Annotated in this window: 8 protein-coding genes; 7 read left to right on the top strand and 1 reads right to left on the bottom strand. The window is 54.6% G+C overall.

Features of this window, described 5'->3' with window-relative positions; genetic code table 11:
* Nucleotide 1 precedes the first annotated feature (1 nt).
* The 3 genes from CCALI_RS08695 (at nt 2) to CCALI_RS08685 (ending at nt 7,128) form a co-directional block, all read left to right on the top strand.
* Entirely contained in the window at nt 2-1,912 is a 1,911-nt protein-coding gene (locus CCALI_RS08695; RefSeq protein WP_016483107.1) for a complex I subunit 4 family protein, read from the top strand.
* Nucleotides 1,912-3,420: an NADH-quinone oxidoreductase subunit N gene (locus tag CCALI_RS08690; protein WP_016483106.1), complete on the top strand. Its 1,509-nt coding sequence runs from the start codon at nt 1,912-1,914 to the stop codon at nt 3,418-3,420. Before CCALI_RS08695 ends, CCALI_RS08690 begins: the two co-directional genes overlap by 1 nt.
* Nucleotides 3,421-3,870: 450 nt before the next feature.
* A complete protein-coding gene (locus tag CCALI_RS08685; protein ID WP_156415941.1) occupies nt 3,871-7,128 on the top strand; it encodes a hypothetical protein in 3,258 nt (1,085 codons plus the stop codon).
* Here the strand turns inward: CCALI_RS08685 and CCALI_RS15180 are convergent.
* Nucleotides 7,100-9,391 carry an alpha amylase N-terminal ig-like domain-containing protein gene (locus CCALI_RS15180; protein ID WP_016483104.1) on the bottom strand — a complete coding sequence of 764 codons (2,292 nt, stop codon included), beginning with the start codon at nt 9,389-9,391 and terminating at the stop codon, nt 7,100-7,102. The genes CCALI_RS08685 and CCALI_RS15180 overlap by 29 nt on opposite strands.
* A gap of 157 nt (nt 9,392-9,548) precedes the next feature.
* Here CCALI_RS15180 and CCALI_RS08675 point away from each other — a divergent pair, with 157 nt between their 5' ends.
* The 4 genes from CCALI_RS08675 (at nt 9,549) to CCALI_RS08660 (ending at nt 14,423) form a co-directional block, all read left to right on the top strand.
* Nucleotides 9,549-9,938: a PepSY domain-containing protein gene (locus CCALI_RS08675; RefSeq protein WP_016483103.1), complete on the top strand. Its 390-nt coding sequence runs from the start codon at nt 9,549-9,551 to the stop codon at nt 9,936-9,938.
* A gap of 481 nt (nt 9,939-10,419) precedes the next feature.
* Nucleotides 10,420-11,241, top strand: a complete 822-nt coding sequence (locus CCALI_RS08670) for a ThuA domain-containing protein (protein WP_172636645.1) — start codon at nt 10,420-10,422, stop codon at nt 11,239-11,241.
* A gap of 62 nt (nt 11,242-11,303) precedes the next feature.
* Nucleotides 11,304-12,215 carry a phytanoyl-CoA dioxygenase family protein gene (locus CCALI_RS08665; RefSeq protein WP_016483101.1) on the top strand — a complete coding sequence of 304 codons (912 nt, stop codon included), beginning with the start codon at nt 11,304-11,306 and terminating at the stop codon, nt 12,213-12,215.
* Nucleotides 12,216-12,272: 57 nt separating this feature from the next.
* The gene (locus CCALI_RS08660) at nt 12,273-14,423 is read left to right on the top strand and encodes a glycoside hydrolase family 38 N-terminal domain-containing protein (protein ID WP_016483100.1); all 2,151 of its coding nucleotides are present in this window, start codon (nt 12,273-12,275) and stop codon (nt 14,421-14,423) included.
* The last annotated feature ends 42 nt before the right edge of the window (nt 14,424-14,465 follow it).

The raw sequence follows: 14,465 nt of genomic DNA, 5'->3' as shown, positions 1-14,465 counted from the left end.
GATGCAACCGATTTCGGGTCTACTGAGCGCGCTTATTTTTCTGCCGGTTCTTGAGAGCATCATCATCATGCTCTTGCCCCGTCCTGGCACCGAGCAAAAAGAGGGGCAGCTGGGGCCGGGCGGTTTCGACTTTGCACGCGATCTGCTAGTGAACTCCGCCCTTCTGTTTACAACTATCAACCTTTTGTTGGCCATCGTCCTCTTTGGGGCCTACCATCCCAACCCTCTTGCCCTTCCGGTACGAGGGCTTGGGCCGGTAATGCAGTTTAGAGAGCGTCTGAACTGGATTCCTTTAGGCGGGGGGCACTGGGTAGAGTACCACCTGGGCGTAGACGGCATTAGCATTTTGCTGATTCTACTGACCAACTTGGTGATCCTGGTAAGCGCGGTTTACGCCTCACAGGCCAAGCGGGGGGCGCGTGAGATGGTAGCCCTGCTGCTTCTGCTGGAGGGTGGGCTTATTGGCGCCTACAGCGCGTTAGATCTGGTGCTGTTCTATCTTTTCTACGAGGCCACCCTCATTCCCACCTACCTCATTGTGGGGCAGTACGGCGGGCCAGAACGCGGCAAGGCGGCGATTAAGTTCTTCCTTTACACGTTTTTGGGCAGCGTGCTGATGCTGGTGGCCATTGCAGCCATCTATCACTACACCGGTACGTTCGATATTCTGGCGCTCTCCAATCCGAATTCAGCAGCCTTCGCCGCCCTACATAGGCTAAGTCCGCATCTGCTTATGCTGCTTTTTGGCGCCTTCGCGTTAGCTTTTGCCATAAAGACCCCTCTGTTTCCATTCCATACCTGGCTGCCCGATGCGTACGTGGAGGCGCCGGCGGTTGGGAGTGTGGCGCTCGTGCTATTGAAGACGGGTGTCTACGGCTTTGTGCGTATCTGCCTTCTTATCTTCTCTGCACAGATAAACCAACTTGCCCCCTTCTTCATTGTGCTTGGAATCATCGGCATCGTCTATGGCGCTATTGTGGCAAGTATTCAGAACGATGCCAAGCGTCTGGTGGCCTACTCTAGCGTCTCTCACATGGGGTTTGTGGTGGTGGGCATCTTCAGCCTAACGCGCATTGGGCTGATGGGCGCTCTGTTGGCCAATCTAAGCCATGGACTGACCACGCCCCTCCTCTTTTTAGGTTTAGGCATGTTAGAGGAGCGATGCGGCACCCGCCTTTTCCGCGATTTGGGTGGTTTACGTAAAGTGATGCCCACCTTAGCGACCCTGCTGCTCATTGGTACTTTCTCCAGCATGGCAGTGCCCTTCTTCAGCGGGTTTGTGGGCGAATTTCCTGTTCTCCTCGGCAGTTGGATATCCTCGCAGACGGCCACAGTAGGAAATTTTTGGCCTACCGCTGTGGCGGGCACCGGTATGATCTTTTCAGCGGTCTACATCTTATGGTGGTATCAACGGCTGATGCTCGGCCCGCTGCCAGAAACCTATCGGAAGCTGCCCGATTTGGGGCGTTACGAATGGCCGGTGCTCGTGCCTCTGGCCGCGCTTATCTTCTGGTTGGGAATTGGGACGCACTATTGGGTTCGCCCTATGAGCTTACCCGTGGAGCAGACGATTCCGGCTTCCTCCGAGGCTGTTCGTGATGACTTGCCCGTCGCCACGTTGCTGAACCAACAGTGGATTGAGGAGACCTACCAAGCTCATCGGGAGCATGGAACGATCCGTCTGGCGCCCACAGGGATCCCTACTCACTTTCCACCTGGGGTGCATCCTCCCTCCTCCATGATGCCACCTGGTGGGCGCATTCCTGCGGGTTTGTCGCCTAATCCGCAGCGCCGATCGGTGCCTCAGGGGTTGCCGTTCAGCAACTCTCGTTTCTCTAGACCCATGGTATCGCCGCCCAAAACGCCTCGCGCGACGACACCGGCTGTGCCTTCAGGAGGTAACGCGAAGTGATGACGAATTCGCAAAGCCTACACGCCCTTCTGCCCGTTCTCATTGTAGGAATAACCGGCATTCTTGTGATGATTGCCGAGCCTTGCATGTCTTGGTGGTGGCAAGACCGACGCGCTCCCTCGCGTTGGCTTAGCAGTAGCCTCAGCCTTATCGGCATTGGCCTTGCTGCCTGTTATGCCGTCGCCCAGATCAATGCCTATGCGAGAAACATCTACGCCTTCAACGGAGCTTTGGTGATCGATCATTTTTCCCTATCGGTGAGCCTTGTGCTGCTAACGTCGGCCGCTTTGGCCGTCCTGCTAGCCATGAACTATCTGGAAGAGCACAAGCTGAACTTGGGAGAGTACTATGCTCTCATCCTCTTCTCGACGGTAGGGGGAATGCTGATGGCGATGGCCAACGATCTCATCGTGCTGTTTGTGGCCTTAGAGACCCTATCGTTGGCGCTCTATGTGATGGCCGGTTTCCTGCGAACAAGTGCGCGCAGTGAGGAGGCCGCCTTGAAATATTTCCTGCTCGGCGCCTTTGCGGCAGGCTTTTTCCTCTATGGAACGGCGCTTATCTATGGCGGCTCGGCACAAGCGGCAGGTATGGGTGGCACTACATCGCTTTCTGAGATAGCCTTTCGACTACAGCACGGTGAACCGACCTTCCTGTTGATGGCCGGCATGGCGTTAGTGCTTATTGGTTTGGGCTTTAAAGCAGCCCTTGTGCCCTTTCATATGTGGACCCCCGATGTTTACGAGGGTGCTCCCACGTCGGCTTCGGCCTACATGGCCTGCACGGCGAAGGTCGCGGCCTTTGCAGCCCTGCTCCGTTTTCTATGGGTTATGGCGCCCGCCCATGCCTTTTGGATTGGAGCTGTGGAGATCATCGCGGTGCTGAGTATGTTTGTGGGGAATCTGTTGGCCATCACGCAAGAGAACGTTAAGCGAATGTTGGCCTACTCCTCCATCGCCCATGCGGGCTACTTGACCACCGCCTTAGCGGCCATTACCTCTACCTCGGCGCAAGGTGCTGCCTTCAGCGCAGCGCTGTTTTATCTTCTGGCCTATACCCTCATGACGATGGGCGCTTTCGGGGTGTTGGTCTATCTCTCTCGACGCGGGCACGACTGCCAAACCCTTACTGATCTGCGGGGCATTGTGCAGCGTGAGCCCATTGCGGCCTACCTGCTGGCCATTTTCATGCTATCGTTAGGCGGCATACCGCCAACCATGGGGTTTGTGGGCAAGTGGCTCCTCTTTGTGGCGACGCTGCAGGCGGGGTTGCCAGGCTTAGCCATCGCGCTTGCCTTGGCCAGTCTCATCGCAGCCTACTACTATCTACGGGTTATCTGGGCCGCTTGCTTTCAAGAGCCGCTCGAAGCAGCCCCAGCCTCTTCCGAGCCATTGCCGACTTGGGCAACCGCCTCGATCTGCATCTCTGCCGTCTTTACGCTACTGCTAGGTATCGTGCCGGTTTTCGTTAATACCTTAATGACAGCGGGGCGCTCTATGTTTCGCTAGAGGGCCAATGACGGCGAGGTTGGGCGGCAGGGCATCTAGCGATTCCGGAGCTCTTAAGAAGAATCTTCTATCTTTGCCTCCCGATAGTATCAGGATACGCCCAATGGTCGCTTCTTGACTGCATAAGACGACGGCTGCTATTTCCCCTTCTTCAATCTCTTGCGTACAAAAAAGAGCAGCAAGCTCCTGTTACCGCGTGGTGGACAAAACGCTCTTTACGGCCGGTAGGCTAGTTGGCATTTAGGCTTTGTTGCCAAATAACCTGCCGTGTTTGGGAATTGTGATATAATATAACCAGCGTGTCGAACGGTATCTTAAGTTCGTTGCCCCCCAGAACTAACCAGCAGGTTTTTTGATAGATTATTGCGAAACTAGACAGTGAAGAGCGCATCCCCCATGCCTCAAACTACGAAAAGGATGCCGCTGTGCCGAGAGCGTGGAAAAGGGGCTATGTTCTCAGTTCGTAAAAAACCTTCTACATTGGTGATGGCTCTTCTTTGTATGGAACCCGTGCTGGCCAAAGCGGGAGATACCGCACCTGCGGCCCCACCACAACCGGCGGCCACGCAGTCGGCACCACCGACCCGTGCCTCCACGGGCTCCGCGCCTCGTCTGCCTGCGTTCTCCGTTGCACCACGCACCCTTTGGGAGGCCATGCGCGCTCTGGACATCGCCAGCAAATACGGCAATGGTGGGCAGGTGCTAGACACCACCCGTATGGGACCACCGAACGTGCAGCCAGCTCGCATCCCACTCGGTGTCTTACCAGGCTTTACCCTGCCTGCCGCCACTGCTGCAGCTGCGTCCTCTACATCAGCGAAGCCCCGAACCCAGGGCTTTCTAGGCTCTTTGGGAAGCTGGCTCGCGAAGCTGGGCAAGGAGACCGGATCGGAGATCAAGATCAGCGGCCACTCAACCTTCACCTTGCGCGACGACAACATACGGGGAGGAAATCAGGCTAGCAGCGCGTTCTATAGCGATGAGTACTTTGGCCGTGGAGGCGGAGGGTTCTACAACGATACCGACATTACCATTGATGCCACTCTGTTTCACGCCTTGCACTATCAAACCCATATCAGCAACTATCTTTACCAAAGCCCCGATCAAAACCGAGTTCAGATAGATTATAAAACACCCTCTTTGCATCTGCTTGCAGGCGATATCAACGCCGGCATTCATGGCAACTCTCTCATAGATTTCAATCGCTATCTCAATGGGGTTGAGATCACGAACGACTGGTCGCGCCTATGGCATACGACCACCCTTTTCTCTCACAACAAGGCGACCCCTAGAACCCTGGTGATCCAGGGCAATAACTCTTCTGGCCCCTACTATGTGTACACCGGTCAGATAGTGCAGGGCAGTGTGCAGGTGCGGGTAGATAACAAGCCGATGACGCTTGGGAAGGACTACACCCTCGACACCGATACTGGAGAGCTGCAGTTTCTCAACGGATTGATCATTCCGAGCTCCTCCACCATAGCCGTCTCCTATGAGACGCTAGACTACGGTCAGAGTAGCGGGTCTATCTACGGTTTTCGCCTAGAGTACACTCCGCATAGCAGCGACCACGTTGGCTTTACCTATCTCGCTCAATTGGCCCCCGGAAGTGCCAGCCTCGCGCAGCGTACCCAGCAGTTCTACGGAAATCCTACCCCGCTGTCACCTTATGTGTTGGACTACCCAATAGATACCTCTAAACCGATCATCGTTAAGGTGAACGGGGTTCCTCAGGTGCAAGGAGTGGATTTCACGATAGACCCCGTCTATCGTAACCAGATTCACCTGGTCGCCGGCGTTCCCACCAGCGAGGTAGTCACCATTCAATACACTCCTCTCAATACCAACCCTATCCCCAGCAATCAGACGGTGCTCGGGCTCGACGGCGGTTTGGGACTAGGACGTCTTGGCAGTCTCACGTTGGAAACCGCCATGTCTGGCCTTACCCTTTCCGGGCAAGGCGTTCAAGGCAAGGCCGTACAACTACGTGCCAGCCTTAATCCGCTTCGCTCGCTTCACACCGACATCACGGTGCGCGACATCGGCGCGACCTTCTCGGCCATCGCAAGCCCAGGCTTCAATAGAAATGAGAAGTCCATCGAGATCGCATCGGACTACACGCCCTCAAGCCGTTTGCATATGAACTTCGACTGGCAAACTGCCAAGCAACCCTCCTACACCTCCGCGATCTATCAACCTGGCTACTCAGCTATTCTGCCCACTGGGAACGACAACTATCACCAGTTCACCGGCAATATCAACTATAACTTCGCCCGAAACGGCACTCTAAGCTTAAGCCACAGCACCATGAGCACCCTTTTCGCTCAGGGGGGAAGCAGCTCTAACCGCACCGATAGCCTGCAAATGAACTATACTCTGGGCACATTGGGCTTTCAATTGGGTGTCTCTTCCAATGCCAATCAGTCTCAGTCGCTCTATTCGCTTTTGGCAGCTACCACCTCTTCTAGCAACAGCGGGCAGGGCACCTCCACCCAGCTTGTTAACAGCAGCACCAATGTGCTTTCGGAGAACTTGGGGATCAACTGGAATCCTAACCATTGGTTCCACCTAAATACAAGCCTTACGAACAGCCAGGTGAGCAACCAAGGTCTCTTTGCGGGCAACTCTGTAGCGCGGAATGCGCAGATCAATGCTACCTTCAATCTTCATCACGGCATCTCCCTTCAGTACGGCTACTCTCTTTCCGACACGGGCAGCATCAACACCTCCCCTACAACCTCCTCTTCGGGCACATCCTCTTCTGGATCTTCATCGGGCACGGCTACGGGCGTTACTAGTGGCGGGACAACCGTGTCACGAGGGCTGCTGCCCCTTCTTGTGCCAGCCCGATTTCTCGCGGCTAACGCCCTTATGCGCGACATTACCACGGGTGGTGGCAGCACCACGCCTACGCTCGGCTCTGGTTTTACAACGGGGCTTCCGATCACTAGCTATTTGGGGGGCGGCTATAACAGCAACCTTGGAAGCCTGGGCAACTACAGCGGCATTCTTACCGGAGGCACCCTTTCGGCCTATAACGGCATCGCAAGCCTGAGCGGAACCAGTAGCACACACCATCTCACTCTATCTTACAATCCCAACGACCGATTCCACTCCTCCATCTCTTTTCTCACCTCCTCCAGCATTGGAAGCTACCTCTATAACAGCAACCGCACCGACACACAGCTGCAGCTTGGTTGGAACCTGCGAGGAGGGCTGCAGGTCAATCTCAACTACGATATGCAAAATATTGGCTATACTGGCGGGCTTGGCAACTCCAGCATCAATACCCTCGCTCTCGATGTGGCGGGAAAGCTCTTCCGCAAACTCAATTTTCGGCTAGATGCTCTCCTGCTTTCAAATAAAAGTCTCTTAAACGCTTCCTCCCTTACAACGACATCCGGCTCCGGCAGCACAACAAATAGTCTCACCAATACCAGCTCAAATACCGTTTCCTATCTTTTGCATTTGGACTACCCTCTCAACGCAAAGATCGGCCTCTTCTTTGACTACTCCGACTCGCTGACGGCGGGTTATTTAGGCAATAACCAGCTGAACCTACGGTTTGGGCTAGACTACTACATCGCTCGCCCGATGAAGTTCTCGTTGGGTTGGCAAATCTTGAGCACCACCAACTCAGACCCTTCTTTATCCGGTTACAACTACCATGTTAGCTCCCTCATCGCCCAACTCGGCTTCGAGTTTTAGCGCTTAACACGGTGCGTGCAGGCTCTTTAGGAGCTTGTTGGGTCTCCAGCACAATAGCTCCACGTGGTCCCAGCTGAATCTGCAAAAGATTGTCTTTCCATGTGGCCCTCGCACGATTTGTGGCAAGGAGCGTACGAAGGAAGTTGTGCATAGAGGAAAGCCGGCTTTGGGGTGGTTCGTTGAGAGGGAGGGTTTGCTGAAGGCTCCGGTCGCTTCGATTGAACAGCACGAGAACGCGACTCCGCTGCCAAGTGCGCTCAAAGCCGAATAGCCCACTGGCATCATCAGCGATGATCGTCCGATAATCGCCATAGCGTAGGGCAGGAGTATTGCGACGTAGGGCAATGGCCTGTTTAAAGAACTGAAGGATGGTGCGGTTCCACTTTTTCGGGTTCCACTCCATGCAACGTCGATCGTCGGGATCTTTACCGCCCTCCATGCCGATCTCGTCTCCGTAGTAGACACAAGGCGTGCCGGGGTAGGTCATCTGGAAAAGGACGGCTTGGCGTTCCTTAGGCCAATTATCTTGGCAAAGCGTGCGAAGGCGCACGGTATCATGGCTGCCAAGCAGGTTAAAGAGAACGGCATTAGCGGCAGGTGGGTAGGAATCGCGGATTTGAGCAAGCTGTTGGTCGAAGCGAGAGGGTGAGCTGGTGTCGAACACAAAGAAGTCGAGCACGGCGGCACGCCACGGGTAGTCCATCACGCTATCGAACTCATCGCCCTGTAGCCAGGCATGCGCGTCGCCCCAAATTTCGCCCACAAGATAGGCGTTGGGATTAGCACTTTTCACCGCTTTACGAAACGCTTTCCAGAAAGAGGGCACCACCTGGTCGGCAGCATCGAGACGCCAACCGTCTATATGCGCCTCGCGTATCCAGTAGGTGCCAACATGCAGGAAGTAATCGCGTGTGGCCGGGTTCGCCTGGTTCAATTTAGGTAGCCAAGGCACTCCGAACCAGCCTTCATAGGTTCGCTGTCCTTCGGCAACTACAATGGGGAATTTGTAGATGAAGTACCAGTCGCGGTAAGGGGAGCGCGGGCCCTCCTCTCGAAGGCTTTTGAATGCAAAAAAGTCTATGCCGGTATGATTGAATACCCCGTCGAGGATCACGTGCCAGCCCATGGCGTGTACCCTATCCACGAGCTTGCGGAGCAGAGCGTTAGTACCAAATCGTGGATCAACATGGTAGTAGTCGGTAGTATCATACCCATGGTTGCTGCGCGCGGTGAACAGGGGATTAAAGTAGATAGCGTTAATGCCTAAATCTTTGAGATAGTCAAGGTGCTGTAAAACGCCCATCAGGTCGCCGCCCATGCGATTGGTTCCGGTAGGTTTAGAGCCCCACGGTTGCACATCGGGCCCGTCGTTGGAGGGGTCGCCATTGGCAAAACGGTCGGGGAAAATCTGGTAGAAAACGGCGTCACGAGGCCATAGGGGCGTTACCAGAAGAGGGTAGGCAGTAGGTTGCAGAGTAAACCAACGTGGGGGTGTGTTTGCAGCCGCCAAGTGTCCGGAGGCATCGTAGCGCAACGTGGTAGGGCCATCCTTTAGGAGAAAAGCGTAGTGTATCGGTTTAAGAGATGGAATGTCCACGCTGCCCCTCCAGCGGTCGTATAGGGGGTCTTTAAGCACGATCTCCATAGGATGAGCGGTGACCTCACCATTTGCCTTCTCGAGGAGAACAAAACATTGGGCCACATCGTTATGGCGTGTGCGAAGCGCAAACGCAAAGCGGCGCTCTCCAAGCCGAGTGATGTCGGATCGATCGGGGTGGTGGAGAACGGCGGAGGGGGTGATGACACCATCGCCTACGCGAGCTGGATACCGATCGTAGTCTTCTGGTTCTACTACGAGCAAGGAGTTGATGTTGGAGTTGCCATCGTCTACGCCGGGGGCATTAGGGTCGCTGACCCATGTATCACCGTTAATAACGAAGCGGTAGTAGTAGACCCCTGGCGGAATGGCGTAGGTGCCGACCCATGTTTTGCCATCTGGCTGGAGTTTTAGCGGGTAGGAGGACTTATTCCAGTCGTTGAAGGTGCCGGCCACGCACACAGTTTGAGCCGGTTGGGTTGGGACGTAACGGAAAGTAATGGCACGTGTAAAAGGCGCTTTGGAAGGGGGCATGGCTTGTGTTGTGACTTGTGGGTGATGCAGGGCTTTTACCGGCTGTAGACCGGCTTGTGCCAATATCCAACCGAGCGTTGCTCCTTGGGCAATCGCTACAAAGCGGCGTTTCGGAAACCACTGCTGATACATGAAGATATTGTACCAAAGAGAGCGGTACGAGAACAAACCGGTGGCATCTACGTTCCAACTCGGTAACCTGAAAGAATTCTCAGATAGCTTTAGGGTTCTTCTAAGAGATGCTCTTATATAATGGATAGACCATCCGAAAAGAAAGGAGTCAATTAGGGTGTCGTTACGATCGACTCTTGGGTTGATGTTTACCTTTGGAGCGGCGATCATGCTCTCTACGGTTGCGCTTGCGCAAAAACATCCTACTCGTACAAAGCATGCTGCCCCTATGGCCAAAATAAGCGCGGCTCAAGCAAAACAGATCGCGCTGAAACGCTATCACGGCCGCGTCGTCGGTAAGGTAGCTTTGGAAAATGAGGAGGGAGTTTGGCAGTATAGCGTGATGGTGCGCTCGGGCAAAACCTTGCGAGAGGTGATGGTGGATGCGAAGACGGGCAAAATAGACAGTGTGGAGGTAACAACGGCTGCCAAGGAAAGGGCAGAAGCGAAAGCGGATAAGGCTAGAGCCAATGCCCATCGCTCTCCAAAATCCCCGAAAAAGCCCTAACTCCTCTCCATTCACGCGTTGTGCAAGCAGATGGGAGGGTTCCCATCTGCTTTTCTCCATAGTAAGCATGAGGCGGGGCCTGTGCGTTTGAGGTGATATGGAGAGTGTCCTCCATATCAGTCCGATTGTCTCAGCCATCGTGCGCTAGACTTTCAAGTTAACGCTGCCGTCAATGCCGCCTTAAAGGGGGCATTGGCTGCCCTATCGGCCGGGCATCATGTTCCGAGGGAGCATCCCTCGATTCTCTCAAGGGACAAGCTGTCTCTTAGAAAGCAGTAACCGACTTCTTGTTATGTCCCTATTGACAGATCGGTTCGATCCCTCTATAATGACTCTCGTAGGTTCCGCTCGTAGAGAACGGAGTTTTTAGCCAGAACAAGGAGTAAAAGAGATGAAGCTTTGGTACAGCCTCGGGGCGGTTCTCCTCTGTTTTACACTGGGAACCGCAGTCAGTAACGCAACACCGCATGGAGCAAAACCTATGAAGCACCTTTTGGTTGTTACCGTCACTAAAGGCTTTCGGCACGATAGCATCCCCGTGGCGGAGCAGGTGATCCAGATGTTGGGGGAGAAGACCGGTGAGTGGGACACCGATTTCGTGCGCACCGATGAGGAGATGCAGGAGAAGATGACTCCGGAAGCCCTCAAAAAGTACGACGCGGTGGTGTTTGCCAACACCACCGGTGTGCTGCCGCTACCCGATCCGCAAGGTTTCCTCGACTATATCAAAGACGGACACGGATTTGTGGGGATGCATTCAGCCAGCGATACCTTCCACACTTGGCCTGGCCAGCAGGATGGGGTTTCGGAGTACATTCAGATGTTAGGTGGTGAATTCCTCACCCATCATGCGCAGAGTGTTGCCGATATCCACATTGAAGATACCCACTTCCCCGGCATTCGCGAGCTGATAGCGGAGGGAGAAAAGGCTGGTGGAGGGCCTAATACGCCGGTTGAACAGCTGCAGCAGGGCCATAGTGTGGTTTACGACCACACCTGGCTCGTCTTTGACGAGATGTACATTCTCAAGAACAACGATCGCACCAAAGTACACGTTATTCTCTCCATGAACCACTACCCGAACGATGGCAGCCCCGATGCCGGTAAGCCGGGCGACCATCTCATCGCATGGTGCAAGAGTTACGGCAAGGGGCGTGTCTTCTATACCGTGCTTGGCCACCGACAAGAGATGTGGCACGATCCGCTCTATCAGCAGCTGATTTTAGGCGGCATTCGCTTTGCCCTAGGTCTTGCTCACGCCAACACAAAACCCAGCCCCCCTCTTTCTACAGCAGGGAAATAACACCATCGGTTTGTGAGCGGAGGGCCGAAAGGCCCTCCTTAACTCTTTAGGAGGTGAGAGATATGACCCTATCTGCTGCAACTTTCCAACCCACAACCATGCGCGTGGAGGATATTGAGCTGCACGCCGATACGCTCGACCCGCAGAAGGCGGCAGCTCTTTACCACACGCACGGCTGTTTCGTAGTTCGAGGGCTTATGAAGCCCTACTTGCTCGAGATACAACGGGATATCGAAGCGGCCGCACAACAGGCCATTGCGCTGCTGGAACAGGCGGTGAAGGTTCCTGAGGGATGGGTAACACCCGATGGAACCCTCTTTCTGCCAGCCCCGCCCAACTTCCCGCGCGATAAGCAGATCATGGTTTTGGCGTTCAACTACACCACCAGTGCCGCTTTTTTCCGCAGTGCTTTCGACGAACGTGTCCTAGATATCGCCGAGGCTATTCTTGGCCCTAACATCGAGCTGTTCATAAACGGACAGTGTCTCTATAAAGAGCCGGTTGGCGGGCATCCTAAAAACCTTCATCAGGATTCGGCCTACTTCGAGCATCGTTACGAAGGGCCTGTGGCCTGTTTGAGCTATGTGGTGGATACCGACTTGGTTAATGGAGCTTTGCATGTGGTGCCCGGTTCGCATCGGCTAGGTACGCTGCCCCACATAGACACCTTTTCCCATCTCGGCCTTGACGAGCGCGATTGGCCATGGGAGCGCACGCTACCCATTATCGGGGAGGCAGGCGATTCCATCTTCTTCCACGTGCGCACTATTCACGGCTCGCAGGTGAATCGCTCCAACAAGCCCCGCCCCGTGTTTATCCATCGTTACCGCGCTGCCGAGGACTATGTGATTATAGGGGCAACGACGGTAGAGAACCGTCAGGAGGCCGAAAAGCGCGCTGCCGAGGCACGCAAAGAGAACCAAAAGGGTCTAATGGTACGCGGCTTCCGCACTTATCATCCCATGCGCAGCTAAATCTGCAATAGGAGGCAAATGAGTTGGTATGAGAGCTTTTAAAAGGAGGAAAGGCGGTTGGAGAGGATCATCCACCTGGTTTTCAATGCCCATATAGACCCCGTTTGGCTATGGCCTTGGCAAGCTGGACTGGATGAGGTGCTGGCGACGTTACGGAGTGCCTGCGAACAACTTGAGGCGCACCCTGATCTGATCTTCACACAAGGCGAAGCATGGGCTTTCTACCAAGTAGAGCAGATAGACCCAAAGCTGTTTGAGCGAATCCGCCTTTATGTACAAGAGGGGCGTTGGGAGATCGCCGGAGGATGGTGGATTCAACCGGACTGCAATCTGCCGAGCATTTGGGGGCTTGAAAAACAGATCGTTCTCGGCAGGCGCTACTTAGAAGAGAAGTTCGGCTTTTTCCCGCGTGTTGCTTATAATATCGACTCCTTCGGCCATGCCGCCACGTTACCAAGACTCTTGAGGAAATTCGGCCAAGACTGCTATGTGATGATGCGTCCTCAAGAACACGAGATGCCCCTGCCTGCCCGTCTTTTCCGTTGGCGTGGGTTTGAAGGCGATCCGGAGATTACGGTCTTTCGCATTGCGCGTGCTTATACAACGCGCGATATTACTTTGGAGCATGTGAAGGCCGCGCTCTCCGAACTACCGGATGGCATAGAGCACACAATGTGCTTTGTGGGTTTGGGCGATCATGGCGGCGGCCCCACAGAGCGCCAAATTGCCTGGTGTAGGAAGCACGCAACAGCCATCTCTGGCTGGCGAATGATCTTCTCTTCTCCTCGTCGGTTTTTTGAGGCTATATCTGCGCAGCGCGAGCGTCTACCCCTTGTAACCGGCGAACTTCAACACCATGCTATTGGCTGCTATAGTGTGTATCGGCCTATTAAAACTGCTATTAGGAGAGCCGAGCATCGCTTGCGACAAGCCGAGCTCCTCCTAACAGATTGGCAGGAGCCTCGAAACGGCGCTTCAAGCGCGCAATATGGGCGCGCTTGGCAGCGCGTCTGCTTCGCTCACTTTCACGACACCTTAGGAGGTACGTGCATTCCTTCCGCTTATCCAACGATCCTCGAACAGGTTGGAGCGGCTACGGCTGATGCGGAGGAAGCGCTGCACATTGAGTTACGCAAACGCCTTCAAACGTTTGCTGCAGATGAGTGCCAAAGAGTTATCGCGATGAACGCCTCCGATAGTCCCTTCGAGGGCTACATCGAGCATGAGCCTTGGCTCGACTGGCAGGCATGGCCTGCAAATATGCAGCTTGTGGATACGGAAGGACAGCCGATCCCCTTTCAGCTTATGGAGCCAGAAGCCTGTTCACACGGGCTTACCCGCCTGCTTTTTCGGACACGTTTACAGCCGTGCGAGGTACGAACCGTCGCACGCATCGTGCCCAATGCAACACCTGCTGCAGTAACATCGGGAATTACGATAAGCGAACATGTAATTTGTAACGATTGCGGGGTGGGCTGTAGCGCTAAGCGCCTTCAGTTCAACGACTCTCTATCGTTACGAGCGCCCGATCTCGACCTTTTGGAGGATCCTACAGATACGTGGTCTCATGGAATCGACCGCTATGTCGAACAGCCTATCGGAAAAGCGTTATGGGAAGAGCCTGTCGTCTTGGATCGAGGACCTCTTCTGGGGTCGTTCCTTCAAGAGGGGCAACTTTGCTCAAGTCCTATAAGGGCCGAGTGGCGTGTATATGTAGGAGAAGAGTTTGTGGAACTACGTCTCAGCCTCTGTTGGATGGAACCGAGGAAGGTGCTTAAACTTGTTATCCCCCTTCCTTGCCCGGCAGTAAGGCGATACGATGGTATTCCTGGAGGATGGTTAGAGCGGGCGAATGATGGAGCTGAACGGCCGATCCGTGATGCCATGTTGATTCTCCTTGACGATGGTTCCCAGTTAGGAATCGTCTGTCCGGACGTTTTTGCTGCCGATGCCACCTCGGAGCGCGTACGACTAACCCTCCTACGCAACGCGCTTATGGCGCACCACGATCCGCATCCTGGTACCTCTGCTCGTGCCGAACTGTCAGACAGAGGAGTCCATCGGTTCCGGTTCCGCTTTTTTTACAAATGGGGCGATCTCTCTTCTTATCCCGATCTGACCTTGAGGCAATTAGATAGCCACGCCCTGATGCTCCATCGTCCGCCTTTGCTAGCCGATCTGACTCGAGGAATGCGTCGGGAATGTTAATGCCCCGTCAAAACGGTGCGTTTTCTCACCCGGAGATCGCCG

The organism is Chthonomonas calidirosea T49 (assembly GCF_000427095.1).
GTDB lineage: Bacteria > Armatimonadota > Chthonomonadetes > Chthonomonadales > Chthonomonadaceae > Chthonomonas > Chthonomonas calidirosea.
Note: the sequence above shows the minus strand (reverse complement) of the source record. Positions and strands in the feature narration are given on the sequence as shown.

What these genes read in the sequence shown, in the direction of transcription:
- CCALI_RS08695 (WP_016483107.1), top strand. Translation starts at nt 2, where the DNA reads ATGCAACCGATTTCGGGTCTACTGAGCGCGCTTATTTTTCTGCCGGTT.
- CCALI_RS08690 (WP_016483106.1), top strand. Translation starts at nt 1,912, where the DNA reads ATGACGAATTCGCAAAGCCTACACGCCCTTCTGCCCGTTCTCATTGTA.
- CCALI_RS08685 (WP_156415941.1), top strand. Translation starts at nt 3,871, where the DNA reads ATGTTCTCAGTTCGTAAAAAACCTTCTACATTGGTGATGGCTCTTCTT.
- CCALI_RS15180 (WP_016483104.1), bottom strand. Translation starts at nt 9,391, where the DNA reads ATGTATCAGCAGTGGTTTCCGAAACGCCGCTTTGTAGCGATTGCCCAA.
- CCALI_RS08670 (WP_172636645.1), top strand. Translation starts at nt 10,420, where the DNA reads ATGAAGCACCTTTTGGTTGTTACCGTCACTAAAGGCTTTCGGCACGAT.
- CCALI_RS08665 (WP_016483101.1), top strand. Translation starts at nt 11,304, where the DNA reads ATGACCCTATCTGCTGCAACTTTCCAACCCACAACCATGCGCGTGGAG.